The organism is Paenibacillus sp. LS-5 (assembly GCF_056121505.1).
In genome coordinates this window covers 337800-360068 of sequence record NZ_JBWAVA010000001.1, presented here as the reverse complement: position 1 = coordinate 360068, position 22269 = coordinate 337800, and the positions used below count along the sequence as shown (strand labels likewise).

Below are 22269 nucleotides of genomic sequence, written 5' to 3'. Positions count from 1 at the left end.
TGGATTCAGTATACCCCACGGCTTAGGATGGCTCTAGTGTTATTTCATCTTGCTCAGATTGTCCTGCCATTTTCCGGTTTGGAATTTCAGAAGCTTCTCATAGCCTGCTTTCTTCGCATCCTCATTCGCTTTATTTAAGAGGCTGATGACTTCGTCATCGCTTTTTGCATACAAGGCTTTGGCAAAGACCTCCTGGTAAATATCATTTACCGCCGTGGCAATGGTTCCTTCTTCCGAGTCCGGCAGCGGATCCAGATTCACGAACTCCGTGAAGTTCTTGGAGGTCTTCCAGGTTACCTTCTGCTGAGCCAGTGTAGTCCAGTTCTGCTTGTCGGGCGGAAGCTGCGCATCCATCTTGGCTTTGGTCTGGTCAATAAAGGTCGTGTTGCCAACCCAGTTGAAACGGCCAATTCTTTCCTTGTCCTTGTCTCCCTGCGGAGTATTCAGACCTGCCTCGTTCAGAATAGGAACGCCGTCTGCATCATACTTATCCCAGTAGAGTCCCTGCCGGCCAAAGTTCAGAATCCGCTGTCCTTCTTCGCTGGTTACCCAGTCGAGATAAGAGAAGATCGCTTCCGGGTCTTTGGCATTCTTCGTGATGACCAGCACGTTCCAGCCCAGTGAATTGTAATTGTTGGGTGTGATTTTGGCTGCATCCAGACCGGCTTTGTGAATTGGCCAGATGATATCATATCCGGCATTGGGGTCCGTTGTTCTGAGCGCGGTATCTGCTCCGCGTCCAGGATTCACCACATCACCATCCACATAGACTGCTACGCGGCCGGTTTTGAGCTTCTCGGAAATCTGGTCACCCGTCTGGGTGAACAGGTCTTGAGTGATCAGCTTTTCACGGAAAAGCTTGCTGGCGTACTGCATATTCTCGATAAAAACCTGATCCTCAAAAATCGATTCCAGCGTATTGCCTACCGGATTCGCTTTGGGCAGATACGGTTTATTTTCAGCAAATCCACCATACATCGTATCGATTCCACGACCCTTGGCTCCTACCTCAAGCGGCACCACATCTGGATATTTCTCCTTTACCTGCTTCAGGTAAGCGTACAGATCATCGTAGGTTTCCAGTTTTGGTGAACCCAGTTCCTTATATATTTTGCGGTTAATGATCCACCCGCCGTTACCGTTCGGGCTTGACGTATACCAGTTAGGGAACTGGTAGAGCTTGCCGTCTTCCGAGCGCAGCATGTTCAGTGTGGCTTCACCGGCGTTCTTTTTCAGATTGGGATAACGGTCCAGATAATCATCAAAGGGTACCAGCAGCCCGGGCTGACGAAGCCGCTCCACATTTGCACCCCGGTCCATCATAATGACATCCGGCAGACTGCCTGAGGCAATCATTGTGCTGAACTTGGTCTCGGCAGCGCCGCTGGACTGAACCGGAGTCATTTGGACCTTCAGGGTATCAGCAATCCATTTGGTTGTGGAATCCCTGCCCCACTGTTCCGTGGTATCCCAATCGTAATTACTGTAATACGTAAAGGAGACAGGTTTGACCGTGCTTCCGACACCTGCAGCTGTTGCTTCGGGACTTGCACTTGCCGCTGTTGTCTCTGTTGCCGCAGGTGCTTTGGTAGGATCGGCGGATGGTGCCGTAGTATTGTTCCCCCCTCCACAACCGGCAATCATAAGCACCGAACATATTACAACACTCAGCAGCAAGCAGAAATGGCTGAACCGTCTTTTTAAGGGACGGTACCGTTTCAGCGAGAAATATAAGGAACATTTATGGCGCACAGCATATAGATTCTTATATTTCGGAAAACTCTTCTTAGACTTCAAATCAGCAACCCCTCTCTAATGTTCATTCTTTACTCTTTAAGCGAGCCGATTAATACACCTTTCACGAAATATTTTTGTAAAAAAGGGTAGACCATAATGATCGGCAGTGTAGCAACCATGGTCGTTGCCATGATCAGCGATTTACTGGTGACCGACTGTACGAGCGCTAGACGGTCCTGCGCTGCTGCACTGCTGCCTATAGCTTTCTGAAGCTGATCCGTCACAATATTGGAATTCAGGATCTGCTTCAGCAGGGTCTGAATCGGGATCAGATCTGGATTGTTAATATAAATGCTGGCCGAGAACCAGTCATTCCAGTGGTACACGGCTGTAAACAAGGACAGGGTTGCCACGACAGGACCAGAGATGGGAATAATGATGCGGATCAGTACACCGATATGGTTGCAGCCGTCAATCCGCGCCGATTCAACCAGTCCCGCCGGCAGCCCCAAAAAGAAAGTCCGGAATATAATCATGTTATAAACACTGATCATCCCTGGAATAACCAGTACCCAGAAGGTATCCATCATGCCAAATTCGCGCAGCAGGAGAAAGGTTGGAATCAGTCCACCGCTGAAGTACATCGTTATGATGCAGAATACCATATATACTTTGCGGCCCATCAGTTCATTCCGGGAGAGGCCATAGGCCAATATGGCGGTGAACATGACCGATAAGGTGGTGCCTACGATGGTGCGCATGATGGAGATCAGAAACGCATGGCCGATGCGGCTATCCCGAAACACGACCTCGTAATTATCCAGCGTAGGACTTCGCGGCCAGAACGTTATTCCGCCAAGCGCCGTGTCCGAGCCCATATTGAAGGAAATCACAAGTGAATTCCAGAAAGGGTACAGGGTGATGAAACCCAGCAGCAGAAGCAGTGCATAGATAATGATTTGAAGGATTTTGTCTCCCGCCGACAGCTTCATCATAACCTGCTCCCCGCCTTCCTTCTTCGAATTTGTTGTAATTCACTTGTGCTCACCATAGACTTGAGCCCATTTTTCTCGCTGCCTTGTTCGCCAGGGCAAGAAGTCCGATACTTACGATCGCCTTGAATAGTCCCGCTGCCGCCGCATAAGAGAAACGGTTGTTCAAAATCCCCATGCGGTAGACATACGTATCAATCACGTCGGATACATCACGCAGGATCGGATTGGTAGCTAAGATCAGGATATCTTCGAATCCGGCATTCAAAATGTTGCCCACAGCCAGAATGAGGAAGATAATGATGACCGGCCGGATGCAGGGTAACGTAATCAGCTGGATCTGCTTGAATCTTCCTGCACCATCAATGGAAGCGGCTTCATAGAGATGCGGATCAATTCCGGAAATAGCCGCCAGATAGACGATAGCCGCGAACCCCATCTCCTTCCAGATGCCTGTTCCCACCAGAATCCCCCAGAAATACTCTGGCACCGACAGGAAGCTGATGGGCTCCGTGGTAAGATGGAGATTCATAAGCAGCATGTTAACGCTTCCATTATCGGTCGAAAGCATCGAGCCTACGAACCCGCCTACGATTACCCAGGATAGAAAATGCGGTAGATAGCTGACGGTCTGGATGATCCGCTTGAACAGCATACGCCGGACCTCATTAAGCATCAGCGCCAGCAGGATCGGAGCCGGAAACCCGATACACAGCTTCAGCAGGCTAATTACTATCGTGTTACGCATTACCGTCCAGAAGTCGGGCGAATTGAAGAAGGCCTCAAAATGCTTCAGCCCTACCCATGGACTGTGAAAAAAACCGCCGAACAGCTGATAATCCTGGAACGCCATCAATACCCCATACATGGGCAGATAGCTGAAGACGAAGATAAACAGCATTGCGGGGACAACCATCAGCTGAATATCCCACTGCCTGATCCACCTGCTCCACCAGGATACAGGCTTTCCTTTCGCCCTGGTAATGACCTTTCGTTCGATTTCCACGTTAGTCATCCTTCCTGTTTCTGTGCTCTACACCTTAATCTTATTCAGATCAGGAAGGAGGAACCAGTACCGTGGCCAACGAAATGTGTGGTTCAGCAATGATGGTTATTTACAGCTTAATTGCCTTTACATCATCAAAATAGATCGTCCCGCTGCCCTGGGTTCCACTACCCTGAGCTACATAGAAAGCGAACTCTTTAATCGAGCCCAAATCAATAACTCCATTGCCGCCAGTTGACCAACCGGGCCTTGCAAAATCCGTAAAGGGAATCGTTACAAGCCATGGAGCCGTGCCCTCAATCTTGATACTGGCTTCCCAGACTTCTCCGTTCGTCTCATGAAATTGCACAGCCAACTGGCGGTTCGAGCCATCCGGCTGCAGCCAGAAGCTGATCGCCTCCATACCAGGCCATTCCTTACCCATGCTGCGATAGACACCTGCGTAGCCGGGATTGCCGACGGTATAGTCCAGCTTGAGCCCGTAGGTACCACTGTTCAGCTGATACGTATCCAGTGTTACGGTTGCGGCATTGCCGGAGACATTGCGCTGCCATTTGGAACGCAGGCTTGTATACGAACCACCGTAGGATTCGAAATCATCGATTAGATAGAAGTCCACCGGAGGCGGAATAAACGGGCCGTTTCCTGTTTCTCCGTTCTTGAGTGCCCGCGGATCGCTGTAGAGCGCCTGAATGCCGCTAATTGAATTTTTGTCGGTTAAATATTGGGACCAAGTCATGAAGTACACATATTTTGACTGTTTATCCCGCAGCATCTGCATATCCGGCAGCTCGCCATTTTCTCCGATGGCAATAGGCCGTCCTCCGCTGAGCTTTAGCAGCTTGTTGTAATAGGTGTCACGGTAATCGTTGTTATAAATGTCCATAGCCAGCACATCAACAACATCGTGACCTGGATAATAGGGGGTTGAGTCATACGCCCAGGAGCTCTCCGCATTCGGGCTCCACACCCAGATCAGATTATTCAGACCATGCAGATTCGTTAAGCGATCGTACATATTGTGCCATAGCTGCCTGAACAGCTCAGGTCTTGCGCCCCACCAGAAAAATTCAGCATTCATCTCGTGATACGGCCGCCACAATACCGGAATACCTTCATCCTGCAGCTGCTTCAGATATCCTGCGATCTCATCTACCTGGGCGGCCCACTGATTGTACAGCACAGTGCCCGGAGTGACGATCTCTGTCATTTGGGTTTCTGTCACATCACCCGTCACACTCTCCCAGCCGGAGGTGGCGGGGTCCATGGGCCGGGTCTGGTGATAGGTGAGAGTCACAATGGTTCCGGCGTGGCCTTGACGAATCGCCTCGTCAATCATGGATTGGCGCACTTCGCCCATATCTTCCCCGGTATAATAGGCAAAATCCGAGCCCCATAATGCCGGATAATACCCCGTCAGCTCTGCTGCCTTGTCATACCATTTTGCAGGCTCTTCGTAATAATTGTGTTGGCCCGTAAAGATAGCATTCCCCATCGTAGCATAGAGGCGGTCGAGAAGCGCAGACGCAGCCTCAGATGCATTTGGGTTCACCGGAATCATCCGTGTAGTCGTCAACTGAAGAGTACTTGCAGCGGAAATAGCCGTCCCTTCACTAACTGCTTTAACTTCAATATCATATACACTCTCCGGGGATAAGCCTTCCAGCTTGTAAGCATACATGGATTGTCCGGAAACATAAGGAATTCTCAGGCTGCTCCAGCCGGTGTCAGAGGTTTTTTTATAGAGCAGCTTATACTCTCTCACGCCAAAGGGTCCTGTGGATGCTGCCCACTCCAGCTCTGCAGATACCCCGTCTATTGTTCCCGCCTTGAAACCCGCAGGTGCAGTTGGGCTAAGGTCAGTCGGAATTACTGGCATCTTGCCGATAAATACCTGATCCAGATACATATCCCCTCCGCTCCAATTACCAGCCCGGAGCTGCAGGCCAGCCCATCCGTTGCCGGTCTGTATCTGCTGCTCCGAACGGGACCAGGCTGCTGTGGCGTTAGTATAGAGCGGATAGGAATTTACAGAGAACCCTTGATAGACATCCATGGTTACTGTGAAGGTTCCCGGCGGTATCGTATTGAATTTGCTCCAAAAAGAAACCAGATAGGAAGCACTATTGTTCGAGAGTATAATAGGCGTTTTGACAGTAGAGGAATTCATCAGCTTCATCGCATACATTCCTGAATAGGGATCATAAGTTGTCGTTTGTACGGTCCCTGTTCTAATCCAAGGCAGAAGATACCCCGTCTCCAATCCTCCGTTAGGTACCTGATTATATCCCGGTGTAGCCTCCAGTCCCATCACGGCATCAGAGGTGTTGCCCGCTATATCCTTGGCCCTCAGCATAATCGCATACACTGAAAAAGGATCCAGATTATTGAGGGTATACGTGTACTGTGTAACGGATTGCTGATGAGGGATAACCGCGGTATTCCAGTCAGCAGCATCTGTTTTTTTGTAAAAAAGCTGGTAGGAATCCACTCCCATATCATCCGTGGACCCCGCCCAGGTTAGCTTCAGTGCTTTGGAGTCATGCTGTGCCTGCCATGCACCCGGAGTTGTGGGGCGTTCGATATCCACATTCTCCCGAATGATACCGTCATCGATATAATAATCTTTGCCCGTGGCGTTCCAGAAGGACAAGCGGATATACTGCACACCTGGCCCCGGCGTATACAGGAGCTGCCGGTATTCCCATTCTGTCGAGCCTGAGAAATGAAGCTGTTCCTTCGATTGCTTCGTGCCAAAAATGTCCATATCAATCGTCGCGCTAGTGACACCTGCTGCGGCAAACTTAACCCATAATCCGACCCGGTAGGTTTTACCCTGCTGTACTGCAACTGAAGCTGATGCCCCTCCTGTACTTCGCTTGACCCAAAGACTATTTGAGCCTCCATGCTTCTCGGCGGTTGTCACCACCGGACTTCCCCACTTCTCCCAGAGCGTATCTCCCGCTTCAAACCCGGGATTACCCAGCAGATTCTCGCCAGCCCCCCGCACTGTAGCACTAGGAACGAAAATTAATGCAACTATCAGAACTACGGCCAGCCAACCATGGAACCATTTCCCCCTCATACGTGGTACCACTTCAATCAGGCCCCCACTCACTTATAGCCGGTGGAATTACGACAAGGACGTCGTCCGGCACCTCAAATGTAAGCGTTTTCCATAAAGCTCAACAAGGTACAGCAGCAACGAAAACTATGCTGCAGCAACGATGTCCGGCTTTTGTGCCGAATTATATTTTGTCCATGAGGGGTGTACGATAAGCTCCATTGCCGCAGGATACGCTGAGCACCTGTTTTCCCGCAGCATCAAGAGTGATCCCTTTCCAGCGGACCGCCCCCAGTTCTGTCTGATTCCAAGCATCCCAGTGACCTCCGCCATCCCGGCTGCAGACCACTTGAGACCCCGTACCATTCATGACCATGGGTTCACAGGCAAGGATTAACAGATCCTGTCCACCGTCTCCACTCCCCACTGTCAGTGCAGATACATTAAAAGCCTGGTCCGCCTCAGCAGGATATAGCTTGCTCCAGGACTGCCCTGCATTGGTGGTAAGCCATAGTCCTTCTGTAATGAAACCGGCATATATCGTATCCGGGTCACTCGGAGAATAGGCTACAGTGTTCAATACGGACACCGGACCTCTCCGCTGAAATGGAAGACCTTTCTCGATCGATTCCCAGGTGTCTCCACCATCCTGTGATTCCCAGATTCCCTCTGTCCATTCACCAACCAGTATCCGGCCCTTTTGTTTGGGGCTTGCTGCCAGCAGCTGATTGGCCCCGCAGGCATTTTTGACCTGATAGACCACTACAGACAGCAGGTCGGCTTCAACCCAGTTCTTCAGATGAGGTAATTCTGTCATATATACGTGAGGACGAAAAGCAGTCTGCTCCCAGGTCACCCCGCTATCCTTGGAACAATAGATTCCGGCTCCTGATGCAATCGGGCCATCGATATAGGCATAACAGGTGCCCGCCTCCACACCGTCCTCCCGCAAAGCCTGCACAAACAGACCCTGTCCCAGCGTGAGCACAGCTGAAGCGGTCGCTCCATTGTCCCGGCTTAGTGCAATGCATGCAGTACGCCCATGACCGACAAGTCCGTAGAGATAGTGCTGATAAGATGTTCGCAGGATTACAGCTGCCGTACTTCCTGAATAACCGGGAATGCCAGGGAGATTCCAAAAGCTTCTGCCTCCATCTTCAGTGATCTTGGGCGGGTGGTCAGCCATCGTAACACAGAACTTGCCCGGCTCATGCGGATCGGCGGTAACAGCTTCCATGCATGTCGTCTCCAGGCCCTGAAAGTGAGCCGCCTCCCATGTTCTTCCTCTATCAACGCTGACGGCAACTCCATACCAGTTGGTCAGATAGAGACGACCTTCGCAGAAGTAGTCGACAATGATTTTGGAGATCGCCCAACCTGTCGCCTCTGCCCGCGAACCGCTGTCGAAGTGATCCATATAGGCAGGGAATCCGCTCAAATCCTGATTCTTATACTGCCGAAGGAGCTGCCACTCTTCAGCATCGCCGCTGCCCAGACCGGATACATACAACGGAATCGGCGGAACCGTCTTCATATGAGGCCGGACATCCGGGGCCGTATACCACAAGTGCGGATGATGGTTGTCCTGTACAACCGTTCCGTATCTCTGCCTGCCCTGGAGCAGCCCTGTCATGTCAGACTGCCATGTCCCGCCGCCATCGTGGCTCTGCAGGATGCCATTCCATATGCAGGCAGCACGCACCCGCTTGGGGTCACGGCTGTCGAAGGCAAGCTCGGCAAAGCTTAGGCCTTCATGCAGAAGCACCCAAGACTTGCCTTGGTCACTGCTGGCATAGAGCTTGCCAGTCTTGCCGCGGGGCAGGTCCTGAAGCAGTCCCAACACTCCGCCCTCCCCTGTCTCCACATAATCCATATTAAGATCTTCATCACTTATGGTTCCTGCATACAGTAATCCAGGTATACCTGGATGGAATACGACACACCCGAACCGTTCCTCCGGCAGGGGAGATGGCTTCCAGTTCTCCCCTTCATCCCGGCTGATCCATAAGCCGCCAGTATAACCACCAGCAATCACAACTTCCGGGTGATAAGGATCTACCGCGATGATTTCACCGTACATCCGGGTAGGTCCATTGCCGTAAAAACCCATGCCTGTACAAACCTCTCTCCAGGTGTGCCCGCCATCGCCTGATTTGTGAACCGAGCCGTAAAATTGATGGCTGCGAACTTCCCCCGAGCAGCGGAACAATACCTCAGGGTGATGCGGACTAATGGCAAAGCTTTGCACCTGGTGGTGATATGCCTTCGAAAGTCCGCCATTCCGAGCTTCCCAGCGGAAGCCGCCGTCGGTGCTGGCGAAGACGCCCGCCACATCGCAACGGGCGTATAGCACACCGCTTCTAGATGGATGCTGAATCAGCCCTGTAATATAACCGCCCCCGCCCAGCTCAGCCGGTGACCATTTGTGCTCTGTTTCGAATGAAATCTCTTCCACATCCCATCCTCCTTTCTTACCTGCAACTTAAGCTTACCTTCGAACCATATTTCCGTGCATCCCCGTGGGCAATGAAATCTGCTGCTGAGCAAGGAATATGTGCAGTAATGCCGTTCAAACACAAAAGACCCACAAGAAGGGCACTTTTTCTAGGTGTCCTTCTTATGGGTCTCCATTAAAATTGGTTAGACCGTACGGGTCATTGGTCCAGCCATGTGCGCATCATGGATAACAAATGAGCACTGTTGACCGGTTTGGTGATGTAATCGGAGCAGCCTGCTTCGATGCATAGCTCCCGGTCTCCCTTCATGGCTTTTGCCGTGAGTGCAAGAATCGGAAGGTTCTGGAATTCCGCCTTTTGCCGGATCGCCCGGGTTGTTTCATAACCATCCATTCCTGGCATCATGATATCCATGAGCACGATTTCGATATCAGGAGTCTGTTCCAGGAGATGAATTGCATCCTGGCCGTTCTCCGCAGGAATGACTTTCATATGGTGACGCTCCAAGATCGAGGTAAGGGCAAAAATGTTCCGAATATCATCATCTACAACAAGCACTTTTTTATACTCAATCATTTCATCCGAATGATATAGTTTGACCAGCTTGTCCTTTAAGCCGGACGGCAGGTCCTCGGCCTTGAGGTGCAGGAAGAGGGTAGTTTCGTCAATCAATTGGACATTTGACTTAACCTCCTTGAGAACCGCCATTTTGACGAGCTCATCCCACTCGTTTTCCTCCTCCGCCGTCAACTTCTTGCTCAGACGGGCTACTACGGGTACCCTTTTGTTTTTGGCGTTCTTATACATGTCCCGGATGAGCCTAATGAGATTCATATCCGGCAGGCTATTATCCAGGATTACACAATCGAAATCTTTGGCATTCATCTGGTTCAAAGCTTTGCGCCCTGTGTCAACTGCCGTGATCTTCAGATCCTGATTACTTAAAAGTTCAATGATTTGCTTGCGCTCTTGCTCATCATGGACGACCAACAACAGGTTGCGCCCCTTTTTGTCAGCAAATTGGTTCAATCGATCCAGTGCATTCTCAAGCTCTTCGTTATTCACCGGTTTCCGGAAATAATCGTGAACCCCCTTTTGCAGCAGAAGCACCTCATCTTCGTCAACAGTCATGACACAAATCGGAATATGCCGCACATCGATATCGTTCTTCAGCTGCTCGAGCACCAACCAACCGTTGCTATCCCCGCCCAGATGCAGATCCAGCGTGATAGCGATCGGATGGTACTTATGAACAAGTTCCAGGGCATCATAGCCACTGGCCGTAATGACACCTTTGAGCCCGCGTTTATGGAGAAGGTCGAGAATAATCTCATTGAACTTTTGATCATCCTCAATAATCAGGAATACACGATCACCCGGCTCGATATTATCCCGGTCGTCAATCAATGCGTCTTCTTCGGGTGTGGCCATGCTGCTTCTGCGTTTTGGAGGGGTGATATCAATCACTTCCGGAACATGTGCCTTCCGGATCTCCGGCTCTGTGAATTCCGCTTCTGTTGGAAGGTACAGGTTAAATACACTTCCCTTGCCCACTTCACTGTACAGGGTGATTTCTCCCCCTAGCATCTCGGCAATTTCACGCGATATGGCAAGCCCCAAGCCGGTTCCGCCATATTCCCTGTTCGTGCTGCCATCCGCCTGCTGGAAGGCTTCGAAGATGATCTGCTGTTTCTCATGAGGGATACCGATCCCCGTGTCGCTTACGGAGAAGCAAATGACTGTTTTGGCACGATTCAGAGACTCATTGTCCGGGTGCCAGCCCTCGCTTGCTTTGCGGATCTGGAGCATGATCTTCCCTTGTTCCGTGAACTTAAAGGCATTGGATAGTAAATTTTTCAGGATTTGCTGAAGTCGTTTGAAGTCCGTTTCAACATTTGCCGGCACACCGGCATCAACCTGGATCCGGTAGTCGAGCTTCTTAGCATCCACCATATGACGGAAAGTACGGTCCAGACCATCTGTGAGTTCAGTCAAAGAAACCACACTGAAATCAGGTGTAATCGTGCCGGATTCGACTTTAGACAGATCCAGGATATCATTAATAAGGTTAAGTAATTCGAATCCCGAGTCTTGAATAGTCTTTGCGAACTTCACTTGGATATCGTTAAGATTGGCCTCCGGATTCTCAGCAAGCTGTTCAGCCAATAGCAGCAAGGAATTGAGAGGGGTACGAAGTTCGTGCGACATATTGGCCAAGAATTCGGATTTATACTTGGATGTGAGAGCAAGCTGTTCCGCTTTCTCCTCCAGGTATCGTTTGGCCACCTCCACTTCATGGTTCTTGCTCTCCACCTCCGCCTTCTGCAGTACGAGCAGCTTCGCTTTATCCTCGAGTTCATCATTCGTATTCCGCAGCTCCATCTGCTGCTTCTGGAGCTCCTCGGTGAGGGACTGCGATTGAATCAGCAGCTCTTCCGTACGTTGGTTCGCCTGCATGGTGTTAATTACGATTCCAATAGACTCGGTAAGCTGATCCAGGAATGCAATATCTATATCACTGTATGGCCGGAAGGTTGCCAGTTCAAGAATCGCAAGTACCTGATCTTCAAAGATAATCGGCAGCAAAATAATGTTGAGCGGTGTAGCTTCTCCTAGAGCGGAGGATATCACAACGTAGTCACCTGGAACATTGGTAAGCAGAATCCGCTGTTTCTCGATGAGACATTGGCCTACCAATCCTTGCCCTGCCCGGAATTCGTTCGCTAAATGTTTGCGGCTCTGGTAAGCATAGCTGGCAAACAGCTTCAGCACCGGTTCGCCGCCAGACGGTTCATTGATATAGAAAACACCGTGCTGCATGGAGACAAGCGGAGCCAGTTCGGACAGAATCATACGGCTTACCGCATACAAATCTCTTTGTCCTTGCAGCAGTCGTGAGAATTTGGCGAGATTGGTTTTGAGCCAATCCTGCTCCGTATTGATTCGGGTCGTCTCCTTCAGATTTCGGATCATTTCGTTAATGTTGTCTTTAAGCGTCGCGACTTCTCCGGATGCAGATACGTCAATAGCACGCGACAGATCGCCATTCGTTACCGCTGTTGCGACGTTAGTGATGGCACGTACCTGAGTGGTCAGTGTACTCGCCATATAGTTAACGTTGTCGGTCAGATCGCGCCAGGTACCGGCTGCTCCAGGGACATTCGCTTGTCCGCCCAGCTTCCCTTCTGCGCCTACTTCACGCGCCACAGTGGTAACCTGATCGGCAAAGGTAGCCAGAGTATCGATCATATTATTGATCGTATCCGTCAGTTCGGCGATTTCGCCTTTTGCTTCTACGGTCAGCTTCTGCTTCAGGTTACCGTTCGCAACCGCAGTTACGACCTTGGCAATTCCGCGCACCTGATCCGTAAGGTTGGTCGCCATAATATTAACGTTATCGGTGAGGTCTTTCCAGATCCCTCCGACGCCCCGCACCTGGGCTTGTCCGCCCAGCTTCCCGTCTGTACCCACTTCTCGCGCCACCCGCGTTACTTCGGAGGCGAAGGAATTCAGTTGATCCACCATCGTGTTGATCGTGTTCTTCAGTTCAAGCAGTTCGCCTTTTACGTCTACAGTGATTTTCTTGGACAGGTCTCCGTTCGCTACTGCTGTAGTAACCCCAGCAATGTTACGCATCTGGATGGTCAGGTTACTGGCCATGTAGTTGACCGTATCCGTCAAGTCTTTCCACGTGCCGGATACATCTTTAACTTCAGCCTGGGCGCCCAGTTTACCATCAGTACCTACCTCACGCGCTACCCTGGTAACCTCGGAAGCAAAGGTGGAAAGCTGATCCACCATGGTATTGATCGTATTCTTGAGCTCCAGAATCTCACCCTTTACATCTACAGTGATTTTCTTGGACAGATCGCCCTTAGCTACCGCCGTCGTGACGTCTGCAATGTTCCGCACCTGGTCCGTCAGATTCCGGGCCATGTTATTAACGCCTTCTGTCAAGTCTTTCCAGGTCCCGCCGACTCCTTTAACCTGAGCTTGACCGCCCAATTTCCCGTCCGTACCCACCTCACGTGCCACCCGCGTAACCTCTGAGGAGAACATCGAAAGCTGGTCCACCATCGTATTGATTGTATTTTTGAGCTCCAGAATTTCTCCTTGTACATCTGCCGTGATCTTCTTAGACAGATCACCGTTCGCCACCGCAGTGGTCACGACCGCGATGTTGCGCACCTGGTTGGTCAAGTTGGAAGCCATATAGTTAACACTCTCGGTCAAATCCCGCCAGGTACCCGCAACGCCTTTAACTTGGGCTTGTCCGCCCAGCATGCCCTCGGTACCCACTTCCCGCGCCACCCGCGTAACCTCTGAAGCAAAGGTGGAGAGCTGATCCACCATTGTGTTAATTGTGTTCTTAAGCTCCAGTATCTCGCCTGTCGCATTCACCGTAATCTGTTTGGACAGGTCGCCTTTTGCCACCGCTGTGGTCACTTCAGCAATATTGCGCACCTGATCAGTCAACGTGCCGGCCATAAAGTTAACGCTGTCTGTCAAGTCCTTCCACGTTCCCGATACCCCTTTAACATCCGCTTGACCGCCCAGAATTCCTTCTGTGGAAACCTCCCGCGCTACACGGGTAACCTCGGAGGCAAAGTTGCTGAGCTGATCCACCATGATGTTGATGGTGCTTTTTAATTGGAGGATCTCGCCTTTGGCATCTACGGTAATTGTCTTCGATAAGTCCCCCTTGGCAACAGCCGTCGTCACCTCTGCGATGTTACGCACCTGGTTGGTAAGGTTAGAAGCCATGTAGTTAACACTTTCGGTCAAATCGCGCCAGGTCCCGGATACGCCTTTAACATCCGCCTGCCCGCCGAGTATCCCTTCCGTACCGACTTCGCGCGCCATCCGGGTAACCTCGGAAGCAAAGGTCGACAATTGATCCACCATCGTGTTGATTGTATTCTTGAGTTCCAGGATTTCGCCTTGAACATCCGCTGTAATCTTCTTCGATAGATCGCCATTTGCAACCGCAGTAGTTACAACAGCAATATTACGCACTTGGTTGGTCAGATTGGAGGCCATGTAGTTAACACTTTCGGTCAAATCACGCCAAGTCCCCGATACATCTTTAACGTCCGCCTGCCCGCCTAGTTTGCCTTCTGTACCCACCTCGCGCGCCACACGGGTCACCTCGGAAGAGAACATCGAGAGCTGGTCCACCATGGTGTTGATCGTATTTTTGAGCTCAAGGATTTCTCCCCGTGCATTTACCGTAATTTGCTTCGACAGATCCCCGTTGGCCACGGCAGTAGTTACAGCCGCGATGTTACGCACTTGATCCGTAAGATTTGTGGCCATGTAATTCACACTATCTGTAAGATCCTTCCAGGTTCCAGATACACCTTTGACGTCTGCCTGTCCGCCCAAGATCCCCTCCGTACCCACCTCGCGCGCCACACGGGTAACCTCCGAAGCAAAGGTACTGAGCTGGTTCACCATCATATTAATATTACTTGCCGTTCTCTGGAACTCACCGGTGAGCGGTCTTCCTTCGATTTCCAGTTCCACCTTTTGGGACAGATCGCCTTTGGCCACTGCATTAATTACCCGAACCATCTCGCTTGTAGGTTGAATCAGATCAATGACCAGTCCGTTAAGCGAATCCGTGATCGTCTCCCATGATCCGCCCAGATTTTTCTGTACAAACCTTTTCGACAGATTGCCTTCTTTACCGACAACCTTGGCTACAGTCTGGACTTCATATACCAGTCCTTCCTGAATGTCCATGATCTCATTAAACGTATCCGCTACCTTACCCGCAATACCTGTACGGTCATAGGGCATTCTATAGGAAAAGTTGCCTTTTTTCATTGCCATCAAGGCATTGAGCAGTTCACCGGCATCTATTTGATCATCGTTTTTTTCACTGAATTGATTTTGATCCTTCATATTCTCAACCCTGCCCCTTTTGCATCATATATTTTAGAATAACCTGCTTGATATCATTCAACCGAATGGGCTTGGTGATAAAAACGTCCATACCCGAGGACAAGCACCACTGCATTGTTTCCTTGGAAATGTCCGCTGTCATGCCAATGGTCACAGGATGCTTATTCATAACATTCATAATCATTTCCTTTTCAGTCCCGGAATCTACATACATTGGTATTCGCGTGTCAAGGAAAAGCAGATCGTAAGCTATTTGCCCGGCAGCTTCCTGCAGCTCTGTGCTGTTCTCTGCCAAATCGGCGGTGAAGCCGAGTGTCCGCAGCATTTGTATCATCAGCCTCCCGCTTACGTGGTCTGCCTCTGCGACTAATATCCGAATCGGTGCTGCAGGATCACAGATAATCATAACATCCTTTTCCTCCGGCTTTTGAAACGGATCGTCCGATACAGGAGCGGCAGGATATGGGCTCGGGCATGGCTTGACAACAATTGTAAAAATGAATGTTGCCCCGGGATCATTCGAGGGTTCTACCCAAATCGTGCCGCCCATGAGCTCGACCAAAGCTTTACTAATGGATAATCCGAGCCCTGTACCACCGAACTTGCGTGTGGTTGAGGCATCGAGCTGGGAGAATGGCTGGAACATTTCGTTTATCTTATCCTGAGGGATACCGATTCCGGTATCTTTGATCATAAATTCAAGCGTAAGCGAATTCTCCGTCTCCGCTAGCTTGTTAACCATTATGTATACACTGCCTTCAGGCGTGAATTTTACAGCATTGCCTACAAGATTATTCAACACCTGACGCAGACGGTTCATATCGCCTTTGATACAGGACGGCAACATAGGATCAACCATCACTGCCATTTCCAGATGCCGCTCTCTAGTCTGGGCCGTAAACAAATCAATAGTCTCATTCAAGCATTGCTGAAGGGAGAACGGTTCCTCCTCCAGTTCCATCTTTCCCGATTCAATTTTGGAAAAATCAAGAATATGGTTGATGACAGATAGCAGTGCATTGCCGCTTTTGTGGATAATTCCTGCCATCTCCGTGTATTCTTCCGGCAAATCGGAGGCAAGAAGCAGATCAGACATGCCAATGATTCCATTTAGAGGTGTCCGTATTTCATGGCTCATCATGGCCAGAAATTCCGATTTCACGCGGGAAGCGATTTCCGCCGATTCTTTGGCCTTACTGAGCGCTTGATTGGTTTTCTCCATTTGTCTCGTTTGTTTCTTCAACATTTCGCTTTGAATCTGAAGGGTTTGGTTGGCTTCGTACATATTAACGTAACCCTCAATTTTGGATTTGAAGATTTGCGGGACAAAGGGCTTCGTCATATAATCCATTGCACCGGCGGAATATCCTGCGAAAATATGCTCCATAGTATTGCTGGTGGCAGTCAGGAAGATGATCGGCACGTATTTGGTTTTTTCCCGGGTGCGAATGATTCTGGCTGTCTCAAAACCGTCCATTTCCGGCATTTGCACATCCATTACAATCACCGCAAACTCCTCTTCCAATAAACAGCGCAGAGCTTCCATCCCGGAATACGCCCGAACCAGACGATAAGGTTCATCGCTAAGAACTGCTTCAATGGCAATCAGATTTTCCGGGTGATCATCTACGAGCAGGATATTGATTGGAAAATCCATGACGCCCCTCACCTTTCAACTTGTTACATGTTGACGTTTATATTTCAAAAACATAGCTTATATACCCAAATCTTCAAATGATGAAACTTCTGTTTATCAATGGTCTTCCTTATATCAAGATTCCTCCATGCGCCACTGCCATAAGATTTGACCATACACGCTGCATTAAGCGCATCAACCTCCTTGTGGTCTTTCGAATTTACCCTGAACATGGATATTCTTCTTTTCAAAATATAAAACCGCCCATTTAAGGGCGGCTAAGGGCGGCTTTTGACTTATAGGGTACTGGAGGCTTGTTTTATTAAATGGGTGAGCATTACGCCATCCACTTGCTGGCCGCTGCGGAACTTGATCGTCTTCCGTTCCGGAGGGCCTTCGAACATTCCTTCAGGGAGTTCCAGTTCGGTCGCATTGAAGATCGTGAAGCTTACAGCGTCCTTCGAATTCGAGATCACTGCTGCATATTTTTTGTTTTTTAGAAAATGAGGTTTGTTGTATTGTATACGCTCCTGAACGTCTGGAATAGCGTTGTGGACGATTTGGCGCAATTCCTTGCACAGCTGAACTTGCCAAAGCTCTTTGACTTTCTCAATAAACTCGGTAACTTCTTGACTCATTTGAACTTCCCCTCTCGTATCTTGTTTTATTCTACGGCGCAATCGGAAGCGCACGTCAAGAGTAATTCTCGTTCCTTTTCGTTGTGACTTGGCATGACGCCAGCCTCAGAATCAGTTGTTACTTAGACGATCATCATGAATCTCATCGTGAATCTCCTCCTTAAGTGATTTCCCTTTATATAAGCAACGAACGAGAGACAACGAAATCGACCAGACAAGAAAATTTTTCTAAATTCTTTTTTCAACACGTGGCAATGGTTTTCCTCTCCGCCCAAGGTTCAAAATTAAAATTCTTTCATATAAAGTATTAAAATTGCAAATATAAAAAAAAGGGCTAGATTTATCAGCCCTTCCTCATGAAACCAGTTTTTGCGCTAGGACGTGTTATCCTAGTTGCTCTGAAGTACCGAACTTTCCTATTGTTCAACCAGCACGCCATCCTGTAAAAGATACACCCGGTTACACCATTCCAGCATCCGCTCGTCATGAGTCACCATGACAGCCGCTTTGCCTTCGCTTGTCACCTCATCCGCGATCATACGCACCACCTCGTGCCCGCGGCTGAAATCCAGGCTTGCCGTCGGCTCGTCGGCAAACAGAATGGCCGGCTTGTTCATCCAGGCTCTGGCTATCGCCACGCGCTGCTTCTCCCCGCCGGAGAGCTGCCCGGGATAATGATTCCGGCGCTCCCAGATTTCCAGCCGCTTCAGCAGATAGGCCGACCGTTCTTTAGCTTCCTTGCTGCTCAGCTTTGCAAGTTTAGCTACATACAATAGCTGTTCCTCCACTTTCAGGTAGGGCAGCAACTGGGCACTTTGGAACATAAAACCGACCTTTTGCAATCGCAGCTCGGTTAGCTCTCTTTTATCCTTGTTGCCCAGCGGTTCACCATCAATGAAGATTTCACCGCTAGTCGGAGTCAGAAGCGCACCGGCTGCGGAGAGAAAAGTGCTTTTACCAGAACCGGAGGGACCTAGCACTGCAACAAATTCGCCTTCGTTCACCGTAAAATCAAGCTGATTCAATACAGTCATGGCTCTATCACCGTCGCCGTAGGTCTGCGTCACTTGCTTCATCATTAACTTAGCAGCACTCATGCTCCAGTCCTCCCTATCGCTTCTAAGGCGTCTACTTTGGCCACTCTGGCTACCGAGATCAGCGAGCCTAACAGTGACATCCCGACGAACAGTACACAGGTCAAGAGGATCGTCTTGCCTTCCAATTGGAACGGCATCGTATTCGGCAGGCCCATATTCATACCAAAGGTCAGCAAAAGGCTGACTGCAAGACTGGCTACCGAGAGTATCAACACCTGACCGACCACACTCCAGGCCAAGTAGGACATCTTAGTACCCATCGCTTTCAGAATGCCGAACTGGCTGGTCTTCTGGATCGTAATCACATAGAAGAATACAGCAAGTACAAATGCAGCAATGACGAACAGGAACACGATCATCATCAGCAGTGAGTTCTGTTCGGCAGAGTATCCAGGAATGCTTGCGATTGCCTGTTTTTGCGTAATAACCTCGACATTGTCCAGTTTGTCCGTGATCTGAGAAGCTTGACTGGAGGTTGCCTGTAGCGCTATGACATTATAAGGAACAGAGTCTGCATCTATGCCGCTCTGGCCCGAGCCCTGTCTTATAGCATTCCAGTCCAGATTGTTAATGTAGATAACTGGTGTATGGCTGTAAGAGCTGTCTTTTACAAAACCTGCTACCTTGAAGGTCAGCCCCGAGGCCTGATCTTTGATTGAACTGCCGATCGTAACCCCTGAATCTGCAAGCTTCAAATCTGCAAGCACTTTGCCCTGTGTGTCATTGGTAATGCCGGACCCTTGAACCGCCTTGGGCGCCAGCATACCATCCATATCAACTGCAAAAAAGGTAATGTCCGCTTTTATATCCGCCTCTGCAGCAGTAATTGTGCTCATCTGCACCGCCAGTGGAGAAGCATTCTGCTCTCCGGCAACCGAACGTGCGGCAGCAAGCTCGGTTTCACCCAATTGGGAACGTCTGAAAGTATGATCGGCGTCCTTTTGTACCACAAAGTAATTGGCGGACATGTTCTCTACAGCGGATATATTGGCATAAGCCAATCCCCGCGCAAGACCGGTCACAAACAGGACCAGAAATGAGACCAGGAGCATAATGACCATTATGAGACTGTAGCGTGCTTTGGAGTGCCTCATCTCCCTTAATGCCAAAAACATATAACCACTCCTTCTAATCTGTATAGTCACAGTCTAGAAGATGAAAATGAACGGAGTATGAATAGAGAATTACAAAAGCGGCAGTACAACCGTAAAAATAGTCCCTTTTCCAAGCTGGCTCTCCGCTTCAATGGTACCTCCGTGGACTTCGATTATTTTCCGCACAATGGATAATCCAAGACCGGTGCTGTTGCTCCCTCGGGTACGCGCCCGGTCTACTTTATAGAAGCGGTCAAATATCATCGGCAGCTGATCCTCAGGAATGCCTGAGCCATTATCCGCAACAGATAGAACACAGCTGTGATGTGAGATTTCCGCCGAGATCGTGATCGATCCGCCAACTTGGGTATATTTTATCGCGTTAGACAACAGATTCATCCATACCTGGTATAGCAGATTGGAATCGCCCTGAAGATTGATATCCGGCACATGCAGCCGCACCGCAAGCTCCTTCTCCGTCAGTTGCCACTCCATAATCTGAACAACCTGGCGCAGCTGTGCCCGCAGATCTATGCTTTTCTTCTCCAGCGTATATCCGTCATAATCCAGTGAAGACAAGGTGAGCAGCTGTTTACTGAGCATAGACAGCCTACGGCTCTCCTCATCAATGATGGACAGATACTCTAACCGCTGCTGGTCGGGGAGAGTGCCATCTTTAAGCGCATGGGCGAAGCCCTGGATAGAAGTCAGCGGAGATTCGATCTCATGCGATACGTTGGCGACAAATTCCTGTCGTGCCTGATTCGTCCTCTCCAGCTCCCGGCTCATGACCATGAAGTGGGATGCCAGCTGACCAATCTCATCGCGCCGTGCCGTATAGAGCTTAATATCATATCTGCCTTTGGAGATTTTTTTGGTAGCCTCCGTGAGCCGGGTGATGGGCCTTACCACATGAAAAACAGAGATCAGAACAAACCATAGACTGAAGAGAATCGTTACTGCAATGAGCACAGCAAAAAAAATCCGCAGCTCACCGAACTGTACCTCGGCATCCGGACGCATGAACAGCGCATAGGGCTGGCCGTGAACATATATGGGAACACCTATCGAATTGCTGAGCTGATTATCAAAAAAGCCTGTAACGAACAACTGGCTGGGAAAGTCAGACACCCCATGATAGATGCCTCCGGCCAGCACTTTTTGCAAATCATCTTCCTTCAGATCATTTTTGCGGAAAGGCAGCCCATAGAACCGTTCATCCCCCTGTTCGCCCCGTAGATACATCTTGTATCCCAGAGAAGCGGTGCTGAGCAGATATTCCTCCACGGCATCGGGATGATCTTCAATAAAAGACTGCAGGCCAATAGCCATTTTGGTAAGCTTGGCGTCATTCTGCGGTTTCACTTTGACCTGATAATAGGCGTTGGATATGAGAAATCCCAGCACGCTGCTGATCACAATTACCGAACAGAATAATATACTCATTCTTATATACAGCGATTTCATGGATTCACCATTTCTACTTTGTAGCCGATACCACGGACCGTACGGATGGAAAAGTCATTTTTGTATCCGCTGAACCGGTCACGCAGGCGTTTGATATGCACATCCACCGTCCGCTCATCCCCTTCATAATCCGCTCCCCACACCAGCTCAATCAGCTCGCTGCGCGAAAACAGCCGGCCGGGATACTCTGCAAGCTGGGCAAGCAGTTCAAACTCCTTCACCGGCAGCAAAAGCACATCATTTCCGTCGCTGATCTCGTAATTCTTACGGTCAATTACCAGAGAATTCAGCCGAATCTTGTCGCTCGCAGCCACCGAGTAACGGCGAAACAGGGCTTTGATCCGGAACAAAAGCTCTTCCGGTTCAAACGGCTTGGTCACATAGTCATCGGTTCCGCGCATGTACCCCTGCTCCTTGTCGCTAAGCTGTTGGCGCGCGGTAAGCAAGATCACAGGAATATCATAAGTCTCCCGAATGTACTCACATAGCTCAAGCCCGTCCATATACGGCATCATCACATCCACAACCGCCAGATCCACAGTATTGACCTTCATCAGGCCCATCGCCTCGCGTCCGTCGGCAGCTTCCTGTACTTGATACCCTTCTCTTGTCAGGACATGCCGCAGCAATGTGCGGATGTTCACATCATCATCAGCCACTAATATTTTCTTCATTCCTATCACTCCCCGGGTATTCCCTTAGCTGTCATCATAGTAGCAACATTAAAGAATTTAGACAACTTCAACGTGGGCAGGACTATAATCACACATTATCCAGATTCAAAAACAGCTTAATGCTCTCCTTTAGTGAAGCGGCAGGCCGGCCCATCAGTTGCTCCAGATCCTTTGAGGTAGATATGGTGTTGATACTGCTTAGAAAATGGTAAATCCAGTGCTGTACAGACACATCTTCGGTGTGAGCTACTGGCTTGCCTGCAAGTTCAGTAAGTACCTCTGCCAGATCAGCGAAAGACCATGTGCGCGGCGCAGCCAGCTCATACACCCGATGCTCATGTCCAGTTCCGGCAAGAACCTTTGCCGTTGCCAGTGCAAGGTCACCCCGCGTTACAGCATTGAACCTCCAATCACCTGGCCGTGTCTGCAGAATACCGGTGCGGATCGCCTCATTCAGTCCGAGCACTCCTACAAAATCAATGTACAACCCGTTGCGTAAAA

Annotated in this window: 13 protein-coding genes; all 13 read right to left on the bottom strand. The window is 49.8% G+C overall.

The window, feature by feature from the left end; genetic code table 11:
• Positions 1–39: 39 nt before the first annotated feature.
• The 13 genes from AC0MA3_RS01645 to AC0MA3_RS01585 all read right to left on the bottom strand — a co-directional run bounded on the left by AC0MA3_RS01645 (position 40) and on the right by AC0MA3_RS01585 (position 22255).
• Positions 40–1644 carry an extracellular solute-binding protein gene (locus tag AC0MA3_RS01645; protein WP_474655161.1) on the bottom strand — a complete coding sequence of 535 codons (1605 nt, stop codon included), beginning with the start codon at positions 1642–1644 and terminating at the stop codon, positions 40–42.
• A gap of 182 nt (positions 1645–1826) precedes the next feature.
• On the bottom strand, positions 1827–2732 hold the full coding sequence (locus tag AC0MA3_RS01640; RefSeq protein ID WP_474654938.1) for a carbohydrate ABC transporter permease: 906 nt from the start codon (positions 2730–2732) through the stop codon (positions 1827–1829).
• A gap of 49 nt (positions 2733–2781) precedes the next feature.
• On the bottom strand, positions 2782–3645 hold the full coding sequence (locus tag AC0MA3_RS01635) for an ABC transporter permease (RefSeq protein WP_379154151.1): 864 nt from the start codon (positions 3643–3645) through the stop codon (positions 2782–2784).
• Between the two features lie 199 nt (positions 3646–3844).
• A complete protein-coding gene (locus AC0MA3_RS01630) occupies positions 3845–6832 on the bottom strand; it encodes a glycosyl hydrolase (RefSeq protein ID WP_474654937.1) in 2988 nt (995 codons plus the stop codon).
• A 151-nt stretch (positions 6833–6983) separates the two neighbouring features.
• Complete coding sequence (locus AC0MA3_RS01625) at positions 6984–9254, bottom strand: hypothetical protein (RefSeq protein WP_474654936.1); 2271 nt, start codon at positions 9252–9254, stop codon at positions 6984–6986.
• Between the two features lie 199 nt (positions 9255–9453).
• Positions 9454–15162, bottom strand: coding sequence for a HAMP domain-containing protein (locus AC0MA3_RS01620; RefSeq protein ID WP_474654935.1), 5709 nt, complete (start codon positions 15160–15162; stop codon positions 9454–9456).
• 4 nt (positions 15163–15166) lie between these two features.
• Positions 15167–16819, bottom strand: coding sequence for a response regulator (locus tag AC0MA3_RS01615; protein WP_474654934.1), 1653 nt, complete (start codon positions 16817–16819; stop codon positions 15167–15169).
• A gap of 275 nt (positions 16820–17094) precedes the next feature.
• Positions 17095–17436, bottom strand: a complete 342-nt coding sequence (locus AC0MA3_RS01610; protein WP_474654933.1) for a DUF1801 domain-containing protein — start codon at positions 17434–17436, stop codon at positions 17095–17097.
• Between the two features lie 416 nt (positions 17437–17852).
• Positions 17853–18533: an ABC transporter ATP-binding protein gene (locus AC0MA3_RS01605; protein WP_474654932.1), complete on the bottom strand. Its 681-nt coding sequence runs from the start codon at positions 18531–18533 to the stop codon at positions 17853–17855.
• Positions 18530–19648 carry an ABC transporter permease gene (locus AC0MA3_RS01600; RefSeq protein ID WP_474654931.1) on the bottom strand — a complete coding sequence of 373 codons (1119 nt, stop codon included), beginning with the start codon at positions 19646–19648 and terminating at the stop codon, positions 18530–18532. Before AC0MA3_RS01600 ends, AC0MA3_RS01605 begins: the two co-directional genes overlap by 4 nt.
• A gap of 69 nt (positions 19649–19717) precedes the next feature.
• On the bottom strand, positions 19718–21073 hold the full coding sequence (locus tag AC0MA3_RS01595) for a sensor histidine kinase (RefSeq protein ID WP_474654930.1): 1356 nt from the start codon (positions 21071–21073) through the stop codon (positions 19718–19720).
• A 17-nt stretch (positions 21074–21090) separates the two neighbouring features.
• The gene (locus tag AC0MA3_RS01590; protein ID WP_474654929.1) at positions 21091–21768 is read right to left on the bottom strand and encodes a response regulator transcription factor; all 678 of its coding nucleotides are present in this window, start codon (positions 21766–21768) and stop codon (positions 21091–21093) included.
• Positions 21769–21856: 88 nt separating this feature from the next.
• On the bottom strand, positions 21857–22255 hold the full coding sequence (locus AC0MA3_RS01585) for a Rossmann-fold NAD(P)-binding domain-containing protein (RefSeq protein WP_474654928.1): 399 nt from the start codon (positions 22253–22255) through the stop codon (positions 21857–21859).
• Positions 22256–22269 lie beyond the last annotated feature (14 nt).